Here is a 25,505-nt window from a genome sequence, read left to right as displayed (position 1 = left end):
ATTTTAGCCTGTTAATTTTTCATTTTGCCCAGGTTTACAATATTCAGCAAGGTTATTGTACCCCCTTTTTTATCTATTAATCCCTCTTCCTTAAAATCAGATAAAGTACGGCTCACCGTTTCTGTAGCCATGCCGGCCATGGCTGCGAGATCTTCCCGGCTGATCCGGATATGAAGGTCCTTGTCGTTTTGTTGCGTGTGCAGGCGCAGCAATGCTATCGCCATTTTTTTCCGGACAGACTGATAGGCCAATTGTAATAATTGATCTTCCTTGTCGCGGATATTGTTTGATAAAAGTTTAATAAACTCTTTAGCTACTACAGGATAAAGATTTAAAAGCTGTTCTATCTGATCTTTTGGGATCAGGCATAACACGCTGTCTTCTAAAGCTGTAGCGGTATCCGAATAAGGGTTATTAGCAAGTATAACGTTCACTCCCAAATAATCATCAGCTGCATACATGCCGGTCATTAATTCCCGGCCATCTTCTGATAGCTTAATAGTTTTTACCCTTCCGCTTATAACGAGGTAAAGGCCGTTGCCGGTATCGCCGTCGTAATAGATCACCTGGTTCTTTTTAAATTGCCTGGTCCGGCGTTCCTGTATTATTTTTCGTAGTTCAGCCAGTCCGTCGTTTTTTGATACCAGGGTATTCAATTTGTCGAGGGACTTGCTGTAAAATGCCACATCGTTCTCTTTTTTCTTTAACCTGCTTTCAATGGCATTTAAAAGCTCCATGTCATCAAAAGGCTTGGTTAGGTAATCGTCGGCACCCATTTCCATTCCTTTTCGCAGATCCACGCGTTCTGCCTTTGCAGTTAAAAAGATGAAGGGAATTGCGCTGGTTTCCGGCTTTTTGTTCAGCATATACAGCACACCATAGCCATCCATTTCGGGCATCATTATATCGCACAAAATAATATCGGGAATATTCTTCGTCGCAAATTCAACTCCTTCTTTTCCGTTTTTGGCGCCTTGTACTTCGTAGTTTGCCAATTCCAATATTTCAATAATGTTATCCCGGATATCATTATTATCTTCAATGATCAGTACTTTTTTACTCATGTTCCTGGAAATGTAATGGTGAATAATGTGCCTTTGTTAACCGTGCTTTTAAAATCTATCGTCCCATTCATCAGCTCAGTATAACGGGCAACTATATTGAGCCCAAGCCCTGTTCCGGGAATTGTCCCGGTGTTATGTGCGCGGAAAAATGCTTCAAATAAATGTTTCTGATCAGCCTCCGGAATGCCTATGCCGTTATCTTTTACGGTTATTATGCTGCTATTTGCATTAATCTCCGTATTAAAGGCTATCAGTGTATTTTCTCCGGAATACTTGATCGCGTTGGTAATTAAATTACTGATACAGTTTTTTAGCAGGTTTTTGTCGAGTTTGACGGAGTTTTGTGACCCTGTATGATGGTAAACAATATTCTGGTTTTGTTTGGCTATTACCTGCATTTCCTGGGTTATTTCCTCCGAAAGCTTCACGAGGTTGAAAACGCTGTAAACAGCCTCTTCTTTCCCGGCTTCGATCTTCTCAATAGAAAGAAAATCGTTTAGGATAGCGGTAAGATTAAATACTGCACTTTTTATTTTAGCCACATGCTTCGCGATGTTTACAGTATGAAATGACTCCGCATACTTTTCTATTAAAGAAGCTGATAATTGTATCGAGGTTAATGGCGTACGAAACTCGTGCGAGGCTATAGAAACAAACCGGCTTTTAAGCAGGTTCAGCTCTTTTTCTTTTTCAAGCGATACACCAATCTCTTCTTTAGCCAGTTGCAACGCCTGTACGGTATCGTTCAGGGAATGAGTACGCTCTTCCACCAGTTCTTCCAGGTGAAGGGCATAATCTTTAAGCAAGTCCTCGGCCTCTTTTTCCTTGCTGAGGTCATGAATAAAGCCGGTATAGATCTTTCGCCCTGAATATTGTACTTCGCTCAATCCTAAACGAAACGGGAAAATGGTCCCGTCTTTACGGCAGCCTTGTACCTCGCGACCTATGCCTATCATACGCGCTTGCCCCGTGCGCTGGTAACGCGCCAGGTATTCATCGTGCTGGTCCTTATCCGGCGACGGCATCAGGATGGATATATTTTTGCCGATAACTTCATCAGGCTGGTAACCAAATAATTTACAGGCAGATGGATTAATAAGCTCAACAAGCCCGCGCTCATCAATGGTAATAATCCCATCTATGGCATTTTGAATAATAGCAATTAAAAGTGCGGCATTTTCCATTGGAGGGTATTGGTATGGCAAAAGATATGTAGTTGCAAAGATTAATATAGCAAACGGAATAATAGGTGATTAGTTTCAAGTAAAAAAGTGATGCCCGTCACTTTTTGCAAGCATAGCAGTCATTTTTAACGGAAGCAGCTACAGGTAGTTTTGCTGATAAACGGATTGGCGATGCAAAAGCGAGCCAGCCATTTACATTTTAAAGGAAACGCAAATGACGAACGCAGCATTAAAATTATTGATTAGCGGCCATGTACTTGCAATATATAAAACCTATGGTAATATTATTTATAATAACCGGAATACTCGTCATCATTTTTTTGAAGAGAGTAAGGCTATCTCATCAATTTAATAACGAGGTAAAAGAACTGTTCGCCCTATCGAATTCGGTTTCACATAAAAAATTTTCTTACCGGCAACTAGTCGGTTTGCCTGAGCCTGTTCAGCGGTATTTTAAGCACATATTAACCGAAGGTCAGCCGTATATTAATTACGCCAGGCTAATACATACAGGGCAATTTAAAGCTGGCCCGGATAAAAAATGGGCAAGCATAAAAGGGGAACAATATTTCACTATGGAAAAGCCCGGTTTTATATGGAAAGGCAAAACCTGGATGTTTACTGCACGTGATATGTATATAAGGGGTAAGGGAAGGCTGATAGTTTCACTGTTTTCTCTTTACAATATTGTAAACGCAGAAGGCGAAAAAATTAGCCAGGGAGAACTGTTGAGATGGCTCGCCGAAAATGTTTGGTTCCCTACAAATTTATTGCCCGGCAAAAACTTAGGTTGGACTGCAATTGATACCCATACAGCAAAACTAACCTTTAACCACAACGAACTGTCCTGCTGTTATATCGTAACTTTTAACAACAAAGGGGAGATAACTCAATTTGAAACTAAACGGTACATGGGCGAAGAAAGCCTGGAAACATGGGTAGGTAAATTGGGTAATTACAAAGAAATGAACGGCATAATGGTACCAACAAGCATTGAAGCCATATGGAAATTACCAAAAGGCGACTTCAGTTATGCAAAGTTCAATGTTATAAAAATAGAGTATGATATTCCGCGAAAATTTGACAACAAACAGTTGGTTTTATGATGGGCGTCATATAATGTTTATACACTATTGCTGAGCTTTACAACCGGGCTGATAGTCCTTTAATCCCGGTAAAATGAAAACCATTCTTGTTTTTAATGATAACTCGCCCGAAGCCAAACACGCTTTGGAATTCGCATTGAATATTGCTGAACATATAGGGGCAAATATTTTACTGGCAAGCACTTGTAAAATAAGCACCAGGGTTACTGAAAAGACAATGGCCGATACTATTCAAAGTGATAAACATACCGGACAACAGGCAGAAACATTACATCCGGGCACAGAGGAACTCGATGTTTCGGCTATGGATGAAAATCAAATGGCCTGTGTTGTAAACAACAACCAGGTATGGATGATGATTAAAGGGATGGGCGGTCACCTTCCTGCTACCGGCAGCAGGTTGAACGTTCATACCATACTCAATAAGGTACTTTGCCCGCTGATGTTGGTCCCAGTCGGTTGGCCGATAAAACAAGTTGAGCGCCTGGTTTATATCGCCGACTTGCGTTACTGTAGGATTAAAATAGTTCAATACCTGGCTCTTTTCGCAAAACCATACCAGGCAGATCTTTTAATTGCACATTTATCAGCAAAGGGATTGCCGGGCATCGAACAAAAATATGCCTTGCAATTGTTTAATGACCAGGTTGCTTGCAATGTTAAGTATGAGCAGTTATTTTTTAACAATATCAAGGAGGATAATCTGTTAACTGCTGTAGACGTGATTATCAATGGTATGCATAATGACCTGCTGGTACTGGTTAACCACAGGTTTCATTTCGAGGAAATTATAGGGAGGTATTTAGCTGCGACGCTTCCTGCGCACATCACTATTCCTTTGCTTATCTTCCCATCTTAATTGCTTTTTTATAGGAAATTAAGCCGGTAATTTTTCAAATAGTGCTGAACATCAGGTTTTAGAATGATCCAGATCATCGAACAGCCAATAACTATTAATGAACTTTACAGCATAAATTATAAAACGATGCGAAAAGTCAAGCGGTTAACCAGATGTTATGTTTCACTATTGCTGCTACTCGCAGCCTCAAATTTGAAGGCAGCAGATACAACCGCTATCCGTGCACAATTAGCAGCACACCGAAATGAATTATATTATCCTAATTCTGTAGAAAGGTTTTATAAAGCGGCTGGATTCCGGCTTGCCTGGATAGCGCCGGATACAGTAAAAACCCATGCCTGGGATGCTATGCTTTTGCTGGACTGCGTAATACAATATGGATTGAATCATTCTGATTATCATCCCTCTCAATTGCTCTACCCCAAGCTTCATGAGCTTATTGAAAATTCCGGCAAATCAAATAACCGGCAAACAGCGCTTTATGATATTATGTTAACAGATGCGGTAATTGCTTTTGCAAACAACCTGCACTATGGCCGGCTGAACCTGGAGTGGCCGCCAGCTAAAATAGACAAGAAAACAGGAACTGGTTTCCGGGCTGAAGTTATCCTGGCAAATGCCCTTGCTCAAAAGGATTTTTACAGCGCAATTATCAGCGCCCAGCCAACATCGGCATCTTACAAATCTCTGCAGTATAAAATGCACCTGGTTACCGGGCTCTATACCGGCGACTGTTATGAAACGCCTGAAAGCGAAATAAGGCTGATGGCGGTTAACCTTGAAAGGATGCGCTGGGTGGATGGTAACGTTAATAATTTCATAGCAATCAATGTACCGTCGAAAATATTAAGCTATTATATCAACGACACTGTTTACAGGTTTAAAATAAAAAGTGGAGTCTTTGGCAATTTACCTTCCTCGTTCAATGAATTCGTTGCCGATAACGGCACAATGGTGTTAGGCCAGAAAAAAAATCCGCTGACAATCCCGGCTGAAGGGAAGCAATTGATAGCTAATAATTTTATCACCGTGCAAAATGCCGGTAAATTAGCTTCGCTATTATACGGCCGCCAGGTTGGCAACAGAGGAGCGAGGCATTTTCAATTGACAAAGCCGTTGGCCGTTTATGTAACATATTATACCTGCGAAATGCAGGATGGCGTGCTAATTAGCTATAAAGACATTGACCACCGGGACGAAAAGCTTGAAAGGGCTCTATACCGTGCAGAAAAGCTTTGAATTGGCACAATACCATAGCATATTTTAGATACGAACTATTTACAGACGATAAACAACGTTTAAGTATAGCTAAGAATTCATCTTGACCTTTATCCCTGCTAAAAAACGACTTGCGATTTTCCCTGACTCAATTTGCGATGAAATACTTTCACTACCCTATTATTGCTCATGATTATTATTTAGTCAGCTGTCCCCAAAAAATGTAAAAAAATTAAAATCCATCCTTTAAAAAAACACAACAAATTATTTACAAGTCAATTATTGATTACTAACACCGCAAATCTCCTTCAAATTAGTTTGATTTTAGTCCCGCTCCCGCTTGATCAATGGTAATATGTACAGCACAGGCAGAGGGTCGTTAGATTGGTCTAAAATGACGGTGGGCGTGATGGCTCCAGAAAAAACCTTGGAAATTAGTCCGAAGGTTTCTACAAAAACTTCTTGAATATTTTCACACTATAATGAAACAGTGGTAAAAAAGTGCTCCCGACGAGATTCGAACTCATATCGATGGTACCGGAAACCATAATTCTATCCGTTGAACTACGGGAGCAATATCGGCAAAGATAATTTATTTCTTGATTAATATAAGTTCAAGTTTACCACATTGAAAATATTTTAACGCGGCATGAACATTCAGTTTATTGTTTTGACAATTGCGATACGAATAGGAATGGGATATTTCTGTGCATAATGATGAACAGGTAAACCTGTATATCAAGCCTTAACCTGACACTTTAACATCATTTACTTGCATAATCAGCCATTTTATCCTGCTTTGTGGTGTAAAATGGTATGATTAGTTAATGGGAACGTGATTTGTGAACCTATGTTGAAAGGATTTTTATGGATAGCTATTCAGCTACAATTATCGATGCTGTCGAAAAGGTTAAAACGGCAGTAGTTAAAATCGAAATATTCAATAACACCAATAAAAAAGAACAACTGTCAGGTACGGGTTCAGGCTTCCTGTTTTCCTCAGATGGCTATTTATTCACTAACAGCCATGTGGTACATAATTCCACAAACATCAAAGTTAAATTACATGACGGCACTTCAAGGCAGGCTACATTAATTGGTGAAGACCCGGACACAGATCTGGCCATTCTAAAAATATCCGACGCAGATTTTACCCCGGCAAAGCTCGGGGATGCAGACCTGCTTAGAATCGGACAACTGGTAATAGCCATTGGTAATCCTTTGGGCTTTCATCACACGGTAACAGCCGGTGTTGTAAGTGCTTTGGGAAGAACGCTTGAAAATCAGAATGGAAGAATGATGGATAGCATGATTCAAACTGATGCTGCCTTAAATCCCGGTAATTCAGGGGGACCGCTTATTAATTCAGACGGAGAAGTAATTGGAGTAAACACTGCTACCATTCGCGGAGCACAGGGCCTCTGTTTTGCAATTAGCATCAACACTGCAAAAGAAATTGCAAGCCAGCTCATCCGATTTGGGAAGGTAAAAAGAGCCTACCTTGGTATTGTGATGCAACAGATAGAATTGGTACCTAAGCTGAGGGCTATGCACGAGCTTCCAAATAAGCAGGCTTTGTTTATTTCGGAAGTATCTGCCGGCAGTCCTGCAGAAAAAGCCGGTATTCTTAGCGGCGACATCATACATTCCTTTAATAATATGATGATTGAAACCTCCGACAACCTTTTTAAACAGCTTACAGCCGACAAAATCGGTCAGTTTCATTTTATCGGAATTATTAGAAGTAACCTGAAAAAGGAGTTTAGGATAACGCCGATACAGAGAAATTAATAGCAAGGTAATGGCTACAACATAGATGGCGCCACCCCAAATGACTTTTTAAAGGTGTATGAAAAATGAGAAAGGTTCTCAAAACCAACGTCAAGATAAACGTCTGAAGGTTTACGGCCTTTCTCCCTGATCAGGTAATAGGCTTCAGAAAGCCGTTTTTGCTGCAGCCACTGACCAGGAGGCGCCTGGAACACTTTTTCAAAATCTCGTTTAAAGCTCGCCAGGCTTCTGCCGGTAAGTTTGGCAAATTGAATAACCGGCACATTATACATGTAATTTTGGTTCATGTAAGCCTCCAGATCAATTTTGTAAGGCTCGCTAAAGTCAAACAAAAAATCATGAAAATCAGGATCAAGCTTAAGGATTAGTTCAACAGCTTCCCTGGTTTTTAATTCGGCCATTGTACTTTGAAGCAGCCGCGCCTGGTCAAAATAAGGTATCAGTGAATTAAAATATCCTTCTATAAATGGATCATCCGGTAATAGCCGCATTGGGTCCCCGGTATATTTTTCGGCCTTTGGCAGCTTATTTTCTGCGCTATAACGCCGTAAAAAATCCTGGTCGAGAAAGATATTAATAGATTTAAACTCACCGCCCGGAGATGGTACTTTAACAGATTTAACGAGTTGATTCCGCCGGATAAGCCCAATTGTTCCTGCTTTCAAAACCATTAATCCATGGTTTGTTTGTAGGTGGGCCTCACCTGATATAATGTACCCTAAAGCATGTTCGGGTACAAACTGCTCATTCCCGCGCTGTTTCTCATCAACGCATGAATAAAGCATATTATTAAGCTGGATGTGACTTTTGTCTTCCATTTTAATGATCTTTATTATAATAATTCGGTATAAACTTAATCAACTATTTTAATTGACTCATCAGCATTTTATCAAATAAGCGGTCGGGTAACAGCCATCTCATAAACAGTCCTAATTTTGCCATGTAACCACCTGAATAACGCGTTTTTGGTTTTTTTGCCTCAATAGCCTTGCGTACCAGGTCTACAATTACAATAGGGTCAGCATTTTTAGTTTCGGTTTTTCGCATGATCACGGCAAAACTATCAACTAATGGTTTGTAATTGGTATTACCAGAAACTTTATACAAATTATCAGCCGCAATCCCGCTCCATTCAGATTTTACACCGCCCGGCTCAATTACCACCACATCAATCCCAAATTGTTCAACTTCATTACGCAAGCTATCGCTTAAACCTTCCAGCGCAAATTTACTTGCGTGGTACCAGCCGCCAAGCATGCTTGCCAATTTACCACCAATGGATGATATATTTATAATACGCCCGAAATGCTCTTTCCGCATATGGGGGATCACAAGCTGTGCTAAGCGTGCAGCGCCAAACAAGTTTACATCAAGCTGGTATTTTGCATCACTGATGGATACTTCTTCAATAGCGCCATATGAGCCAAAACCTGCGTTGTTTATCAGCACATCTATCCTGCCCTCTGCTTTAATAATGGTATCAACACCGTTAACCATTGCTGCATCATCAGTTACATCCATCTCCAAAACTTTTACGCCAAGCTTGCGGATGTCTTCCATTTTATCAACCCTGCGGGCAGCGCCATAAACTATGTGTCCATCCTGTAACAGGTGTTTAGCAAAATCTTTACCTATTCCTGCCGAAGCGCCTGTTACTAATATTACCTTTTTCATTTTTTCTCTATGTTTTAATTACAAAACAAAGATGGAGTTAAAATAAAGGGCAAGGTTTGCTGTAAGGCTCAAGTTTGCTTTGGTGTAAGGCTCATCTTACTTTTAAATCTCTGCGAACTTTGTGCATATCTCTGTGAACTCCGCGTTAAAATTAGCCACAGAGAAAGCAGAGAAGGCACAGTGGACACTGAGATTAAAAGCGGCTGGTAATTTTACTCACTCTTCAAACTTTTAACCGGATTAGTTACCGCCACTTTTATGGTTTGATAACTAATAACCAGGATTGAAATAAGCAGGATAACAAATACTGGCGACACCAGCAGCCACCAGTTAATATTGATGTGATAAGCATAGGATGAAAGCCATTTATTCATAATCAACCAGGTTATCGGAATTGCCAGCACTGCTGCAAGGGCTATCAGCTTAACAAAATCTTTTGCTAACAGTACCAATAATTGGCTTAAAGCGGCGCCCAGCACTTTGCGGATACCTATCTCTTTGGTGCGCTGGGTAGCAATAAGGTGTGCCAGGCCATACAAACCAAGGCTGGCTAAGAGAATTGATAGCAGGGTAAAATAATTAAACAGCTTAATGCTGGTAACATCCTTTTGATACAGGGTATTAAAAGCGCTGTCCATAAATTCAAAATTAAAAGGGACATCAGGAAAATAGGTTTGCCATGCATTTTTTATAAGCTGCAGATTGTTGGGACTGATCTTTACCAAAATAGATGATGGCCTGAATGTAGTATAAACCATTACTAATGGTGCAACAGGGCTATGCATTGATTCGTAATGAAAATTTTTAACTACACCTACCACGTGGCCTTTATGATCAAACCCTTCAATGGCCTGGCCAATAGGGTTCTTCCATCCTACCTGGCTTACAAAGGCTTCGTTCACTATAAAACCCTCTTTTTTATCAGTTGCCATCTTCTCAGAGAAATTCCTGCCGGCAGCAAGGTTCACGTTCAACAGCGGGATAAATTTGTCGTCAATAGAAAAGTAATTCGACATTAATTCCCTTTTCACCCCGTTCGACTTTACCAAAGTAGTTGCTTTGGCCTGCACGCTATTAATTATGGAAAGTCCGTTTTGAACGGATGTTCCTTTCACCTGGCTCATTTGTTTAAGCGTATTGTTAAATGGGGCAACCCGCAGCAGGGCTACTGAATCATCCGGCAGCGATACACTTAATACCTGGCTTTTATCATAACCTAAAGAGCGGTGCTGTACAAAATTGATTTGCCTGTTCATAATAAATGCCCCGGCTATCATTACTGTTGCAATTACAAACTGGGTAACGGTGATAACCTTGCGCAGGGTTAAACCTTTTGCAGCATGTTTAAAGTTTCCTTTTAAAGCAGTAATTGGTGAAAACGCCGACAATACAAACGAAGGATATAAGCCGGTTAGTAATGAAGACGCTAAAACCAATCCGCAAATAATTAAAAAGCTAAGCGATGAACTCCAAAAAGAGATCCTTATTTGCAGTAAGCTGTTTAAAAACGGCAGCATGATCACCGTTAATGCAATTGAAATAACCAGCGCTATAAAGGTGACAAAAAACGATTCGAACAAAAATTGGCCTACAAGGCTGGATTGAATAGCTCCGTTTACTTTACGTACCCCTACTTCTTTAGCTCTTTCGGTAGCCCGGGCGGTTGAAAGGTTGATATAATTTAACAGGGCAATAATTAATATTACTATAGATAATATGGAGAAAATATAAACCAGTTGTTTGTCCCCTTTAACCAGGTCGCCTAACTTACCGGTACTAAAATGCACACTGGCTAAAGGTTCAGTATTAAATTTCATAGAATATTTTACAGCACCCATTTTATTTAACTCGGGCTGGATATCTTCTTTTGAGATCTTCGCAAGCTTATTTTCAAAAGCCGTTATATCGGGCCGTTGTTTAAAAAGCACGAAGGTGTAAACAGAAAAATTATCAGCCAACCAGGTTGTTGTTTTTGAATAATCTCCCGGCAGCAGTGCGCTGATTTTCATGTCTGAGTTTTCAGGCAAATCCTCCAATACGGCGGATACACGATAAGTCTGGCTATTACAAATGATGTTTTTACCCATAGCGCTGCCGCTGCCAAAATATTTTTTAGCCAATGTTTGAGTTATAACAATGCTATGCGGATCGCTAAGCGCCTGCGAAGGATTACCTTCTGCAAATTTATAAGTGAATACATTGAATATATCAGACTGGGCTTTGTAAACATTGTCTTCCCTGAACAATTGGTTGTTAACTTTCATTATACCTCCGTTAGGTTCAAAGCGAACAGCAGCTTCTACTTCAGGATAGTTACGGTTTAAAGTAGTTGCCAAAAGCACGGGGGTTAATGCCATGTTAACATTATCGTTCTCGGGCGTATGCATCAAATTCGTGATACGGAATATCCTGTCTTTTTTGGTATGATAAGCATCATAGCTTAACTGGTAATGCACATACAAGGAAATGAGCAGGCATGCCGAAATACCGATTGATAATCCGCCGATGTTGATGAAGGAAAAACTTTTATGACGGAGCTGGTTACGCCAGGCGATTTTCAAATAGCTTTTTATCATGAGATTAGATTGTTGGTAAACAAATGTACTTGATACATTCTACCAATAGATCAATCTAAAACCTGGTTAACAGTTATTTAACACCTTTTAACAGGAATTAACAGTTGGTGATTAGTGAGAGTCAAACTTACGAAGTTTTTGAAACTTCGTAAGTTTTGGGTGAGGCTAAAATGCCTCCCCAACATCAATAAACAACCCGTTTGAACCTTGTCGCCCAAAGCCATAATCAATGGTTATGTTGGTGTTTGATGTTTTATTAAGCTTTAAACGCAAACCCGGGCCGTAACCTGGTTGAATGCGTTGCAGGCCTGTGCCGGGGGCTGCCGAAAATGATTCGCCGTTTAAAAATACTACGCCGCCAAGCAAGCCATTCCTGCTAATTTTAAACCTGTACTCTCCCTCAAGATACACCATTTGTGCCCCACGAAACCTGCCCTGAATATATCCCCTGCCGGTGGCTGAGTTACTGTCCCATTGTGTACTCGGCAGATCAAGATAACCGGGCTTTCCGCTTAAAATTAACCAGTTATAGCTCCAAAATGCAAGTACATTATCGGAATTTTCCGGAAACCTAAAGTATTTACGCAGGTCAATGATCAGCGAACGCCATGGAGTGCTGCTCCCCAAAAATTCATAGTTATCGCGGTATTGCAAAGCTGCATAGCCTCCCTTTAGCGGATTAATTGCATTATCCCTCGAATCGAGCAGGATATTAAATGTTAAACCCGAGGCTATTGTGCGGGATGCTTTTCCATACAAGGCATAGTCTGGCAGCGTTCCGTCTATATTGCCTTCATCAGATATATTCCAGTGCGTATCAAAAATAAAACCCAGGCCTGCATATAAATTACCTGTAATATGTCTTAAAGCAGTTTGGTAAAATTTGAAATAAGAATAATCCATCGGGTCTTTATTCTTAATATTTGAATTGCTGCCAAGTCCGTATGAACTTTGCGGGTATTTATAATACTGGTATTCACCTACAAAATTATAGGTATTGTCCTTACTCCAGATGCTGGTTTGAACAGGCAATGTAAACTGCTTATTTTGGGTGTATGAAGTGCTGGCAATTATGGTTGAGATACGGGATTGCGGCCCGGTTTTAAAAACCGCATTACCCGATAGCACCAATGCAAACTTCGACAGCAGCGTATATCCTATTGCCGGGGCAATTGAAATTTCCGGCTTAGTAGTAATTGAATCAACCGTAATGCTGGGTTTACGATGGCGCAAATGGGCAATAAAATCTGAAATATCCTCCTGCCTACTGCCATTCCTGGCTACACTATCTTCAGAGATGGTATCCTTTACAATAACAACGCCCTTACGTTTAACGGGGATAGTTTTTAGGGGTACCGGATTGGTTTGCTGAGCAAAAAGCTGTGCTGCAAACAATATCGAAACTATAAAAGTACTTAGCGAGAAAAAAAACTTCATGCAACCCTGTAAGATAACCGTGCTGATTGAAATTCAAGGTCCTGCTTTGACGTACTAATCAACCGGTTTATAATTTGGGTCGAAAGTAATCATTCCATTACAAAACAAAACCAACATTTTTAAAAAAGCCTGCCGCTTACACAGGTAAATCTCATTATTGATAAAATCTAACGCGTAAATGACAAATAAACATTTGTTGATAGCTTAGAATTTGCATTTTTGCAATACCCCTGAAACACTTAGAGAAGAATATTTTCACAAACCATTAAATGGAACAAGCCATAACCCAGGATCAAAAACTAGTAGTTCAAAAAACCGTTTTCGGTATTCTTTTTGCCATCAGCTTTAGTCATTTACTGAATGATATGATCCAATCCATCATCACTTCAGTTTATCCTTTATTAAAGCAGCATTTTTCCCTGAATTTTACTCAGATAGGCTTAATAACCTTCACTTTCCAGGTAACCGCATCATTGCTGCAGCCCATAGTTGGCTTTTTTACCGACCGTAAACCCCGGCCCTATTCATTGGCTATAGGGATGAGTATAACACTGGCAGGTGTACTCATGTTATCCCGGGCGCCTAACTTTATAGCAATTTTGGGCGCAGTTGCAATGATGGGGATAGGCTCTTCCATTTTTCATCCCGAATCATCAAGACTTGCCCATGTGGCGTCTGGAGGAAAAAAAGGTGTAGCTCAATCAATTTTCCAGTTAGGCGGTAACGCAGGCAGCGCTATCGGTCCACTACTGGTTGCTTTGATTGTAGCACCATACGGGCAGCATTATATTATATGGTTTACCGCAGCGGCCCTTTTGGGGATTGTAATACTATCAAAAGTCGGACAATGGTACAAAGCACATTTAAGTTTACGTGCCGGCAAGCCCACAGTTAAAGCAGATGTCAGTAATAACTTGTCGAGAAAAAAGGTTATTACTTCACTGATCGTATTGTTATTGCTGATCTTCTCCAAGTTCTTTTACCTGGCCAGCATGACCAATTATTTTACATTTTTCCTCATCGGCAAGTTTCACATTTCCATACAGCAATCGCAATTTTACCTGTTTATATTTTTAGCTGCGATAGCGGCAGGCACACTCATAGGGGGCTTTATGGGCGATCGTTTTGGCCGTAAATATGTTATCTGGTTCTCTATACTGGGGGTTGCGCCATTCACATTGCTGCTCCCCTATACCGACCTATTCTGGACCATAACTTTAGCTGTTATTATAGGTATTATCCTTTCATCTGCATTTTCAGCAATCGTTGTATACGCGCATGAGCTTGTACCCGGAAAAGTTGGCATGGTGTCGGGCCTGTTTTTTGGACTTGCATTTGGCATGGGCGGCCTGGGTTCGGCACTGTTAGGTAAACTGGCAGACAGCACCAGCATCTTCTACGTTTTTAAAGTATGTGCTTTTCTCCCGTTGATAGGCATCATTACCGGCTTTTTGCCAAATATTGAAGGAAAGAAAAATTAACCAAAGGAAATACTGATTGTTAACAATTGTTCTTTCCAGGTGAGAGACGAAAAAAAACCTTATTAGAATCCTCTTTTGGAGAAGGGATTTTAATAAGGCTTTTCTTTTGATAACTTATTCGCTTCGTAAACTTTTAACCGGGTTGGCCAGCGCTGCTTTAACAGATTGAAAGCTTATGGTGGCAAACGCAATAACCACCGCTATAGCACCGGCTGCTACAAATACCCACCAGCTTAAATTTACGCGGTACGCAAAACCTTGCAGCCAGTTGTTCATGGCAAACCAGGCTACCGGCGTTGCAATTATTATGGCAATGAATACCAGTTTTATAAAATCATGCGCAAGCAAACCTACAATGCGGCCTACACTTGCGCCTAATACTTTACGCACACCAATTTCGCGGGTGCGCACCTGTGCGGTGAATGCCGCAAGCCCCAACAAGCCTAAGCACGAGATCATGATGGCTATTGCTGCAAAACAGTTAAACAATGTTCCTTCGCGTTGTTCCGATTGATACAGACCGTTAAACACATCATCCAAAAAAACATACCCAAAAGGATATTCACCGTTGTATTGTTTAAACTGTGCCTGTGCCGCTGCTAGTGCCTGTTTTGCATTATTGGTTGTGGTTTTCACATAAATAGTGCTGAAATTTTTAGGTGCGTACCAGAAAAGTGCGGGTGCAATTTTTTCTTTCATTGATGCGTAATGAAAGTCTTTCACCACTCCAATTATCTTACCCGTAATAGTATTCATCCGGAAACGTTTACCGATGGGATTTTTTAGCCCCATCTCTTTAATTGCGGCTTCATTTAAAATATAATTCGCCGTATCGCTTGCTGCTCCCGTAAAAGATGCGCCCTCTATTAACTGCATTTTAAAGAATGAAATAAAGTCCTTATCAATCACTATAGGGTGCAGTATAAAGGTTGAGTTTGGTGCCTTACCATCCCAGTCGTTATCACCGGACATCCCCCCAAACCTTACTATATTTTGATTTGACCGGGTTACGGCCAGTACGCCCGGATGTTTTAATAATTCACCTTTTATCGCATCGTAATGTTTGGCTGCATCACGCATCCAGAACGAAAAGACGTTGGTTTTATCATATCCTAGTTTTTTTGAGCGGATGTAATTTAACTGACTGGTGATAACTATCGTGCCTATTATCAACACCACAGAGAACACGAACTGCGTAACCACTAAAATTTTCCGGAACATAACATCCCCTATTCCTGCAGATATTTTGCCCTTTAATGCTTTCAATGGCTCAAATGAAGATAGTAACAATGCCGGATAAATACTTGAGGCTACTAAAGTACCTGCAATGGCTAAAAGTATAATTGTCCACACATGGTAATCAGACAAATTAAGCGACAGCTGTTTACCGGCTAATTGGTTAAAAGCAGGTATTAGCGCTGATATAAGGAACAGCGCCAAAACAACCGCCAGTGAATACAGCAATGCTGTTTCGACTATAAACTGCATAAAAAGCTGAATTTTTGCAGCCCCTACAATTTTACGCATACTGATCTCTTTTGAACGCAGCATGGAACGGGCGGTTGACAGGTTTACGTAATTGATACACGCAATAACCAATATCAATAAAGCAACCACTATAAAGATCCTGACAGTGCTCATACCTTTGTCGGTAAGGTCTGCATTGTATAAATGCATTTTTGATAAGGGCAGCAGTAAATATTCTGCATCTGTATCATCAGGCTTATGGTTAAGATGGATCTGCCTGATCCTTACGGCAAGGCTGCTTAATGAAACACCTGGCTTAAGCAGCAAATAGGTTTCATAACCAAAGTTTGAAAAATTAGTATTTATATCAATTTTATTAGTCAGCATACTTTTTACATGATAGCTCATTGGCATTATCATATCAAAGTTAAACCTGGAGTTTTTAGGAAAATCATTAATTACAGCACTTACCGTAAAGTTCTCCTTTTCATCAGCAACTATAACCTTCCCTATCGGATTCTCGTTTCCGAAGAATCTCTCAGCCGTTTTCCTGGTAATTACAACCGAATTATCATTTGTAAATGGCTTTGATACATCGCCCTGAACAACGGGAAAATCAAAAACAGAGAAAAACGAAGGGTCGGCAAAAGTTGCATTTTCATCGCCAAAAACCTTATCTTTAAACTTATAGAGCGAAAAATTATAATTCCCTGTAAGGCGTACCGCATCTTTCACTTCAGGAAGCTGTTGCTTTACCAGCGGCCCTATCGGGGCAACGTCAATGCTCCAGATCTGCTTGCTGGCGCCGGTACCTCCGAAAAGTTCAAGCCTGTAAATATTGGAAGTTTGTTTATGAAAACTGTCAAAGCTCAATTCGTCCTGAACCCATAACAATATAAGGATGCCGATAGCTAAGCCAGCAGTTAAACCGGCAATGTTTATAACGGAGTAAAATTTATTCTTTAGCAAATTGCGCCAGGCGGTTTTGATATAGTTTTTTAGCATATTCTTTAGTTTATTAGTTCAATTGCTCATTAGTTCATTGGTGAATGATGGATAGGATGTTATGCTTTAAATACTTCGGGAGAGGTAAAAGGTTACAAGTTTTTTACTAAAACAAAAAGCAATTCCCTTGCAGGAAACCTGTAAAAACCTATGTTTATCTTCCGGACTTTACTGACTTTTCCGACTTTCGAACTTCCCAAATCTCTAACCTCCAGCCTCTAATCACTAACCCCTACTCCGTTTTCAAACTCTTAACAGGGTTCATTAAAGCTGCCTTAAAGCTGAGATACGATACTGTTGCAAAAGCAACCACCAATACTATAATAAAAGGGATTGCAAAAAGGGTCCAGCTGATATCTATCCTGAACGCATAGGTTTGTAACCATTTGTGGCTGGCATACCAGCCAAGCGGTGCTGATACTACGAATGCCACTAAAACCAGCTTGGCAAAATCTTTATAAAGCAATTGCAAAATGCCATTTACAGACGAACCAAGCACCTTCCGGATCCCTATCTCCTTGGTACGCTGCACAATAGTATATGATACCAGGCCGAATAAACCTAAACAGGCTACAAAAATGCCAATACCGGTAAAGGCAGCAAACACCTGCCCGAATTGCCTGTCGGCGTGATACTGCTCATTAAAATGCTGATCGAGGAAGAAATAATCAAACTGTTCGCCGGGGAAAAATTGTTTCCAATTGGCTTTTAAAGCATCTATTGTTAGCGGCAGGTTGGTGGTGCTTATTTTTACTGAAACCTGTCCCCTTACATCGGGGATACAACGGAAAATAAGCGCATCGTAAGCATCATGCAATGATTGCTGGTGGTAATTATCAACAACCCCAATAATAGTATAAACCTCACCCCAAAAATCAATTCGCTTACCAAGGGACTGCAGGGGCTTATCAAAACCCATTTGTGCCGCTGCTTTTACATTAAGCACTACGGTGTGCGGGTCGGTTGTAGTAAACTCTTTTGAAAACAGCCTGCCGCCTACGAGCTTTGCGCCATATGCACTAAGGTAATCAAAATCGCCGCCTATTATACGGTATTGCTTACCCTCGCTTTCAGGAGTACCCACCAGCTTAATGCCCCCTGCGTTCCATTGCACCGGTTCTCCGGGTATGGATGTTGATACAGTTATACTCTTAACTACCGAATTGCGCAAACTCTCGTTTTTAAATGCGCTCATACTGCGGTAAAATGAATCAACCTTACCCAGGGGCGGTTTTATAACCAGCGTTTGGTTAATGTTAATGCCAAGGCTCTGTTTCTCCATAAACTGGATCTGCTTAAATACTGTGAGCGAGCCAATCAACAAAAATATGGATGCTGCAAACTGGAATACCACCATCACTTTACGCAATAATATACCGCGGGGCGATGCAGAGAGCTTGCCCTTCATTACCTCAACTGGTTTAAAGTTTGACAGCACCATGGCCGGGTAAAAGCCCGAAAAGAATGAACCCAGCAAAAACAGCCCGATTACCCCGGCCCAAAAGGCAGGTTTAACCAGCAAGGTAAGGCTGATATACTGGCCGGATATGGATGAAAAAATCGGTAAAAAAACGATGATCAAAGCTATAGCCAGTACAATTGCCAGGCCGTTAAGCAGCATTGCCTCCATCATAAACTGCGCAATTAGCTGTCCTTTGTTAGATCCAAGTGTTTTGCGAACGCCAACTTCCTTTGCACGGCCAATACCACGCGCGGTGGCAAGGTTTATGTAGTTTATCCATGCAATAATTATCACAAATATAGCTATGCCAGCCAGCAAATATACCGATGTGCCATCGCCGTTTGGCTCAGCTTCAATCATCAAATGCGATTTAAGGTGAATGCTTTCCAATGGCTGAAGATAGTATTTAGCCCCATCGCCTGATCCTTTGAACTGACTGTATTCTTTGTTTACAAAGGGTACGAATTTTGCTTCCAGGGCTTTAGGATCTGTACCCGGTTTTAATAACAGATAAGTTAAACAACCATCATTACGCCATCGATTATCCAGGTCGCTTTTAGGGCCTGCAAATTTTAGAAGCGTGGCGTACGATAATAATATATCCGTTTTAAAGTGTGTATTAACCGGAAAATCCTTTATAACGCCAGTTACTTTTACCGGCTGGTCGTACCCAAAGTTTAATAGTTTGCCTATCGGATTGGTGTTGCCAAAAAGCTTTTTGGCATTGGTTTCGGTTATTACGATCGAGAATGGTTCCTGCAAAGCCGTCTTTGGGTCGCCGCTGATAAGCGGATAGCTGAAAATATTGAAAAACGAATTTCCGCAAAAATAAACCTTTTGCAGGCTAAGCCGCTGATCCTGGTAAATAGCCAAAACCGGCCCGGCACCCACTATTTTTACAAAATCATCAATCTCGGGGAAGTTTGTTTTAAACTTGCTGCCTGCTGCAAAAGCACCGGCTGCCCATTGGGTGCTTAGTTTGCCATTGTTAAACCTGTCTTGCGCAACACGGAACACCCGTTCTTTTTTAACATGAAAGTTATCATAACTTAATTCAAATACTACATATTGAATTATCAGCAGTCCGGCGGCCATCCCAATGGCAAGCCCCACAATGTTGATGAATGAGAAAGCCTTGTTCTTTTTAAGGTTTCTGAATGCGATGAGTAAATAGTTTTTGATCATGATCAGGGTTTTATTGGAAGGTTTTCAGCTAAAATTATGCCTGTTTTATAAATAGTTAATTATCAATTAGTTATTGCATATTCATTTGTAACGTACGTTCGATTATAATATAGTTATTGTTCGGAGGCGTACAGCAGACCAGGATTAATAGATTTGATAGATTTAGTCGGATATGCCAATTTTACGTGATTACCAGGTTAAATACCATCAATATTGTATAAGACTCCACCCAAATAAAAAGGTTGCTCAAATTCTGCTGATTTTAATCAGAAACCCTCAATCCCTGCTAATCATTCAAATCATTTAATCCCGGTTTATATTTTCTCACTGTAAATCAACAACTTAAATGATAACTCCTACAAAATTAGGACTTATACTAATTAATTAGTTGCAATACTAATAAATTAGTATCACCTTTATAAAAAATTAATATCGTTATGCAAAAACTGGCTAAAAGAGAAGAACAAATAATGCAGGCCGTATGGCAATTGGAAAATGCTTTCATAAAAGAGATCATCCAGGAAATGCCTGATCCGAAGCCGCATTATAATACAATTGCCACTATGGTGAAGATTTTGGAGGATAAAGGTTTTTTAGGGCATGAAATAATTGGCAACATTTTCCGCTATTACCCAGTCATATCAAAAGACACTTATCAAAAGCACGCTATGAAGGATATAGTTAGCCAGTATTTCGATAATTCATACCCCAGCATGCTTGCGTTTTTTGCTAAAGAACAAAAGATCTCGGAAGAAGAATTAAATGAAATTGTAAACCTCATAAAATCACAAAAAAAATGATACCATATATACTGCACGTAGCATTGCTCATATCGGTTTGCCTGTTGTTTTATAAAGTGTTATTACAAAGGGAAACCTTTTACCGCTTAAACCGCATTGTGCTGGTTTTTTGTTTGGCCTTATCATTTGGGTTGCCGTTTATATCTATCCCTCAGCAATGGTCGTTAAGAAATACTGAAAAACCTGTCGCAATAAATATCGAGCCGGCTAAAACAACTGAGCCAACATTTACAAAGCCTCAAACAGCAACCGTACAAAAGCAGGAACCTATTAAAACAGTTGCTACACCGGTAGTAAAAACAGTGCCTGTGCCGCAGTCCCTGGTTAAAACTGTATCCTCCTCTCCTGCCGGGTTGGAAATGCCTTTTATGCAAAAAGCTATTAAATGGCTGTTCTATTTATATTGGATAGGTGTTGCCGCTTTCGGGCTCAACCTCTTATTACAATTGGTTGTACTGCTTTACCAGGCCTATACAAAACCGGTTATCCGCGATGGCAAATTCCGCATTATTGAGCTAACGGGTGATAAAGCACCCTGCTCGTTCGGGAACAATATTTTTATCAATCCTGAAAAGTATGATTGGGAAACTTACAGCCAGATCTTACTGCACGAAAAAGTCCACATTCAGCAGGGCCATAGCTTTGATATTTTAATGGCCGAGCTTGTTTTGGTGCTGCAATGGTTTAACCCTTTTGCCTGGCTTTACCGCACCGAGCTTGAAAATAACCTGGAGTTTTTAACCGACGATGCCGTGCTTGGTCATAAAGAGGTTGAAAGAGAAAGTTATCAAATGAGCCTTTTAAAGGTTTCGGCCCCGCATTTATCATTGGGCATCACTACAAATTACAATCAATCATTACTTAAAAAACGCATAGTTATGATGAACTCAAAGAAATCAAACCTCCACATTATGTGGAAATACTTTTTCCTGGTGCCGCTGCTGGGCGTGCTGGCATGTGCGCTTAATGATCCAATGGCTTACAGCCAGGCTACCAAAATCAAAACAAAAAATGAGTCCCATCAGCACCATTATGAGGGTGATCGTTCTGTTGGCGTATGGTTTGCAACCATTAAGAACGATAAGGTGCATATTGAGTTTAAAAGCGATGATGACGATCATAACTGGTCAAACAGTTCCAGCTTTTTATTGAGCGAATTTCCATCGCTGCCAAAAGATCAAAAAGGTGATTTTACTTTAAAGCGAGAGGCTGGTTCGGTTTTGTTTAATGGAAAGTTTGAAGGAAACGAAGGTTACGGGCATTATAAATTTACTGCCGATAAAAGCTTTAATGATTACTTAAGTTCACAGGGCATTACAGAAGTAGAAGACGATGATTCATTTGCTTATTTTATTGTGAATGTAAAAAAGGATTATGTGGCCATGCTGAAAAGAAATGGATTTAAAGATTTGTCGAAAAACAACCTGATCTCCATGGCGGCGCTCAAGGTTGATGAGCCTTACATCAAAATGTGGAAAGAGAACGGCTTTGACGATCTAAGCCCTAACCAGCTGGTATCCGGCAAGGCAATGCATATTGATAATGCCTATGTAAGTGAGATCCGTAAAGCCGGGTATAACGACCTTACTTTTAACCAGCTCATTAGCTTTAAAGCTCAGCATATTACCGGTGATTATATAAATGGCCTAAAGAAAGCAAAGCTGAAAGAAGGTAAAACCGGTGAGGATAGCTTACCTACTGCCAACGAGATCTCCAGCTATAAAGCAATGAACATCGACTCCAGTTTTGTTCGATCTTTTGCAGCTATTGGCTACAAAAACATACCCTACAACCAGTTAACTACCTTAAAGGCATTAAATATTACCCCCGAATATGTAAAAAGCTTTAAGGCTATGGGATACAATAACCTTACGGTAAATAATCTATCATCGTTAAAATCATTGAATATTACACCCGAGTTTATAAGGGGTTACCAGGCATTGGGATTTAAGGATCTGTCCGTTAATAACCTTACCAATTTAAAAGCGCTTGGGATAGACGCCGGGTATATAAAAACTTTTGAAGCTGTTGGTTATAAAAACTTAAGCATCAGCAACCTGTCGACATTAAAATCACTAGGCATAACGCCCGAGTTTATAAAAAGCTATGAACCATTTGGTTTTGGACCATTATCAGTTAATAATTTATCTACCCTAAAATCATTGGATATAACGCCTGAATATATCAGGGGTTTTCAATCGTTGGGTTATAAAAGCCTCACCGTTAATAACCTGAGCTCATTAAAAGCATTAGGCATAACTGAGGAGTATATAAAAAGCTTTGAAGCCGTTGGCTACAAAAACATCCCGGTTAATAACCTGAGCTCATTAAAAGCGCTTGGCATAACCCCTGATTTTATAAAAGGATTTAAAGACCTGGGCTTTGAGGATGTATCAGTAAATGAATTGTCGTCATTAAAAGCAACCGGGGTAACGCCCGCTTATATAACTGAGATGAGAGGCAAAGGCTTTAATTCAAAGGAGCTGCATAAGTACATTCAATTGAAGAATGCTTTCAATTAGTGAATAGAGGTCAGAGGTTAGTTAAAAAACGCTGAATCTCTGTAACCTTTCCATTTACCCGGAGTATTTAAACATGATTATCAACAAATGACTAATGACACAATGACTAATGACCATATAATTATGAACCACTCAAAAAAATTAAATATTATCCGCATGTTGCCTTTACTTGGCTGCATGGCGTGCTTTATTTACAATCATGCGGCTATGGCGCAAACAGTTGTGGTAACAACCACAACTCCGGTTGTTACCCCTGTTATAAAGGTTAACCCTGTTGTTACTGCTAACCCCGTTGTAAATACGAATGTTAATCCATTGGTAAACACAAATGTTAACCCAGTGGTTAATCCGGTAGTAAACGTTAATCCTGTTGTAGTTGAAAATGTTAACCCTGATGTGGATGTTGACGTTAACCCCGACGTAAATGTTGATGTAGTTGGCCCCGACCGGAATGAAGGCAGCTGGTTTGCTACCATCAAGGGTGATAAAATAAGAATTGAATTCAGAAGCGGCGATGATGAAAACAACTGGTCGAGCGATTCAGATTTTAATCTAAGCGATTTCCCTAACCTGCCAAAAGGCCAAAAGGGTGAATTTAGCTTAAGAAGAGAAGCCGGAAATGTTGTATTTACCGGCACGTTTGATGGCGATATGGGTTCGGGCCGTTATAAATTTACGCCTGATGATACGTTTAATGCGTATGTAAAAAGCCATGGTTTTACTAATGTTAAGGAAAGCAATTCGTTTTCATTCTATATGGTTGATCTGAAAAAGAGCTATATTGAAATGCTTCAGAAAACTGGATACAGCGATATTTCAGCAGGCAACCTGATAGCCATGTCGGCCCTTAAGGTTGATGAGGCATTTATCAACTCATTCAAAGCTATTGGCTATACCGACTTACCTTGCCATCAGCTCATCGCCATGAAATCAATGCACCTTACGCCTGAATTTGTAAAAGGCTTTGAGCAATTAGGTTATAAGGATATCCCGGTAAACAGGTTAATTGCACTCAAATCATTAAGAATTGATGGTGATTACCTAAAAGGTTTCAATGATATTGGCTATAAAAATATCCCGGTTAATGATTTGATTACTTTTAAATCGGTAGGTATTACCCCTGAGTTTGTAAAGGGCTTTGAGGACGCAGGTTATAAAGATATTCCTGCACATAGCCTTGTTCCCTTAAAATCATTACATATTACTCCCGAATATATCAACGGCTTTAAAAAACTTGGATTTACTGATATTCCTTTAAATGAGTTGCCAGCTTTAAAATCAACAGGGGTTACACCTGAATATGTAGCATCAATGCAGGAAAAAGGGTTTAAATCAGACAACCTGAGAAAATACATGCAGTTGAAAACATCCTTCAGCAACTAAAACTTAAACTATCATGAAAAAAATTATTATAACCTGTTTATCTGTCATGGTTTTAGTGACAGCATTTTCAAACAATTTGTTTGCGCAGCAAAAAGCTAAGACCGAAAAGAAGGAGAAAAATGACGATGAGGACAATTGGAACTTTAATAACAATCGTGCACCCGGCACATGGGATGCGGTTGTAAAAGACGACCAGATAAATATTCAATTTTACGGTGCACACTGGAGCTCGGGCAGAGATTTCCCGCTACCGGAATTTGGAACTTTGCCTAATGGAAAAATAGGTGAATTCAACCTTAACCGCGAGGCAGGGAAAATGACTTTTAAGGGTGTTTTTGAAAGCCAATTTGGCCATGGCTCTTACCAATTTGTTGAAAATACCCAATTTAAGGCATACCTGGAACAACGTGGCTATAAGAACCTTGATGATCAATTAATGCTTGATGTATTTTTCACTGACATTAACAAAGCCTATTTTGATTACATGAAAGCTAATGGTTATGCAAACATCACAAATGATCAGTTTAAAGACCTTGCTGAGCAGAACCTTAACCGTAAAAAATTAGCCGAATATTTCGACTTGTTTAAAACTGAAGGGTATGGCCATCAATCAATAGATAAAATAGTGGAGCTGCGTGAGCATGGGGTAAGCGCCCGTTTTGTAAGCGATTTTCACCAGATTGGCTTTAAAAACTTTCCGCTTGATAAAGCGCTTGAGCTGCGTGACCATGGCGTGAGTGCTAAATATATTACCGAATTTACAAAAATGGGATATAAGGATATAACACTTGATAAGGCACTTGATCTAAGAGATCATGGCGTAAGCCCCGACTTTATCAACAGCATTCAAAAAATGGGCTATGGAACCTTAACCCTTGATAAAGCACAGGAACTGAGGGACCATGGCGTAAGCCCAAAATTCATCAGTAGCATCCAGGATATGGGGTATAAAAATATAACCCTTGATAAAGCACAAGAGCTGAAAGACCATGGTGTTAACTCTGAATTTATCAGCGGGGTTCAAAAATTAGGATTTAAAGATCTCACGCTTGACAAAGCCCAGGAGTTGAGAGATCATGGCGTTACAGTTGCTTACATGCAAAAGGTTAAAAGCAAAAATTTAGGTGATATAAAAACGCTTGATGATTACATAAAATTAAAGGATACTGGTTTTTAATAATTTCAAATCAATTATACATCTAAAGCAAATTGGGTTTTCCTGGTTTGCTTTTTTATTTAGGGATCATGACACCTATTATAACTCATTAAAAACTCTATTTTTATCACAAAT

Annotated in this window: 17 protein-coding genes and 1 tRNA gene; 9 read left to right on the top strand and 9 right to left on the bottom strand. The window is 40.1% G+C overall.

Translation table 11 applies throughout. The annotated features are described in order from the left end of the window. Positions 1 to 11 precede the first annotated feature (11 nt). Both BUE31_RS19615 and BUE31_RS19610 read right to left on the bottom strand, forming a co-directional pair. Positions 12 to 1,064 (bottom strand): response regulator, encoded by a 1,053-nt coding sequence (locus tag BUE31_RS19615; RefSeq protein ID WP_073405509.1) that lies wholly within the window; start codon positions 1,062 to 1,064, stop codon positions 12 to 14. Then, a complete protein-coding gene (locus tag BUE31_RS19610) occupies positions 1,061 to 2,248 on the bottom strand; it encodes a PAS domain-containing sensor histidine kinase (protein ID WP_073405508.1) in 1,188 nt (395 codons plus the stop codon). The genes BUE31_RS19615 and BUE31_RS19610 overlap by 4 nt, the downstream gene beginning before the upstream one ends. Positions 2,249 to 2,523: 275 nt before the next feature. Between BUE31_RS19610 and BUE31_RS19605 the strand changes: the two genes are divergently transcribed. The 3 genes from BUE31_RS19605 (at position 2,524) to BUE31_RS19595 (ending at position 5,452) form a co-directional block, all read left to right on the top strand. Next, complete coding sequence (locus BUE31_RS19605) at positions 2,524 to 3,354, top strand: DUF6544 family protein (protein ID WP_073405573.1); 831 nt, start codon at positions 2,524 to 2,526, stop codon at positions 3,352 to 3,354. Between the two features lie 73 nt (positions 3,355 to 3,427). Further along, positions 3,428 to 4,213: a universal stress protein gene (locus tag BUE31_RS19600; RefSeq protein ID WP_073405507.1), complete on the top strand. Its 786-nt coding sequence runs from the start codon at positions 3,428 to 3,430 to the stop codon at positions 4,211 to 4,213. 63 nt (positions 4,214 to 4,276) lie between these two features. Further along, positions 4,277 to 5,452 (top strand): L,D-transpeptidase scaffold domain-containing protein, encoded by a 1,176-nt coding sequence (locus BUE31_RS19595; protein WP_073405506.1) that lies wholly within the window; start codon positions 4,277 to 4,279, stop codon positions 5,450 to 5,452. A 481-nt stretch (positions 5,453 to 5,933) separates the two neighbouring features. Here the strand turns inward: BUE31_RS19595 and BUE31_RS19590 are convergent. Then, positions 5,934 to 6,005, bottom strand: a tRNA-Arg gene (locus BUE31_RS19590). 293 nt (positions 6,006 to 6,298) lie between these two features. Between BUE31_RS19590 and BUE31_RS19585 the strand changes: the two genes are divergently transcribed. Continuing rightward, positions 6,299 to 7,222: a S1C family serine protease gene (locus BUE31_RS19585; protein WP_073405505.1), complete on the top strand. Its 924-nt coding sequence runs from the start codon at positions 6,299 to 6,301 to the stop codon at positions 7,220 to 7,222. A gap of 14 nt (positions 7,223 to 7,236) precedes the next feature. On the opposite strand, the gene BUE31_RS19580 is transcribed toward BUE31_RS19585, so the two are convergent. The 4 genes from BUE31_RS19580 to BUE31_RS19565 form a co-directional block, all read right to left on the bottom strand. Next, a complete protein-coding gene (locus BUE31_RS19580; protein ID WP_073405504.1) occupies positions 7,237 to 8,040 on the bottom strand; it encodes a helix-turn-helix domain-containing protein in 804 nt (267 codons plus the stop codon). A 43-nt stretch (positions 8,041 to 8,083) separates the two neighbouring features. Next, complete coding sequence (locus BUE31_RS19575; protein ID WP_073405503.1) at positions 8,084 to 8,896, bottom strand: oxidoreductase; 813 nt, start codon at positions 8,894 to 8,896, stop codon at positions 8,084 to 8,086. A gap of 212 nt (positions 8,897 to 9,108) precedes the next feature. Beyond that, entirely contained in the window at positions 9,109 to 11,472 is a 2,364-nt protein-coding gene (locus BUE31_RS19570; RefSeq protein ID WP_073405502.1) for an ABC transporter permease, read from the bottom strand. Between the two features lie 165 nt (positions 11,473 to 11,637). Beyond that, on the bottom strand, positions 11,638 to 12,909 hold the full coding sequence (locus BUE31_RS19565; RefSeq protein WP_073405501.1) for a BamA/TamA family outer membrane protein: 1,272 nt from the start codon (positions 12,907 to 12,909) through the stop codon (positions 11,638 to 11,640). Positions 12,910 to 13,178: 269 nt separating this feature from the next. On the opposite strand from BUE31_RS19565, the gene BUE31_RS19560 reads away from it, so the two are divergent. After that, complete coding sequence (locus BUE31_RS19560) at positions 13,179 to 14,390, top strand: MFS transporter (RefSeq protein WP_073405500.1); 1,212 nt, start codon at positions 13,179 to 13,181, stop codon at positions 14,388 to 14,390. 114 nt (positions 14,391 to 14,504) lie between these two features. Here BUE31_RS19560 and BUE31_RS19555 read toward each other — a convergent pair whose 3' ends face one another. Beyond that, entirely contained in the window at positions 14,505 to 16,862 is a 2,358-nt protein-coding gene (locus BUE31_RS19555; protein ID WP_073405499.1) for an ABC transporter permease, read from the bottom strand. Between the two features lie 232 nt (positions 16,863 to 17,094). Next, positions 17,095 to 19,509 carry an ABC transporter permease gene (locus BUE31_RS19550; RefSeq protein ID WP_073405498.1) on the bottom strand — a complete coding sequence of 805 codons (2,415 nt, stop codon included), beginning with the start codon at positions 19,507 to 19,509 and terminating at the stop codon, positions 17,095 to 17,097. A 437-nt stretch (positions 19,510 to 19,946) separates the two neighbouring features. Between BUE31_RS19550 and BUE31_RS19545 the strand changes: the two genes are divergently transcribed. The 4 genes from BUE31_RS19545 (at position 19,947) to BUE31_RS19530 (ending at position 25,391) form a co-directional block, all read left to right on the top strand. Beyond that, positions 19,947 to 20,309: a BlaI/MecI/CopY family transcriptional regulator gene (locus tag BUE31_RS19545; protein ID WP_073405497.1), complete on the top strand. Its 363-nt coding sequence runs from the start codon at positions 19,947 to 19,949 to the stop codon at positions 20,307 to 20,309. Next, positions 20,306 to 22,831, top strand: coding sequence for a M56 family metallopeptidase (locus tag BUE31_RS19540; RefSeq protein ID WP_073405496.1), 2,526 nt, complete (start codon positions 20,306 to 20,308; stop codon positions 22,829 to 22,831). The genes BUE31_RS19545 and BUE31_RS19540 overlap by 4 nt, the downstream gene beginning before the upstream one ends. A gap of 87 nt (positions 22,832 to 22,918) precedes the next feature. Continuing rightward, positions 22,919 to 24,214, top strand: a complete 1,296-nt coding sequence (locus tag BUE31_RS19535; protein WP_234997868.1) for a hypothetical protein — start codon at positions 22,919 to 22,921, stop codon at positions 24,212 to 24,214. 13 nt (positions 24,215 to 24,227) lie between these two features. After that, the gene (locus BUE31_RS19530; RefSeq protein ID WP_143167185.1) at positions 24,228 to 25,391 is read left to right on the top strand and encodes a hypothetical protein; all 1,164 of its coding nucleotides are present in this window, start codon (positions 24,228 to 24,230) and stop codon (positions 25,389 to 25,391) included. The last annotated feature ends 114 nt before the right edge of the window (positions 25,392 to 25,505 follow it).

This window comes from Mucilaginibacter sp. OK098, assembly GCF_900142915.1.
GTDB lineage: Bacteria > Bacteroidota > Bacteroidia > Sphingobacteriales > Sphingobacteriaceae > Mucilaginibacter.
This window is presented reverse-complemented; position numbering and strand designations above follow the sequence as displayed.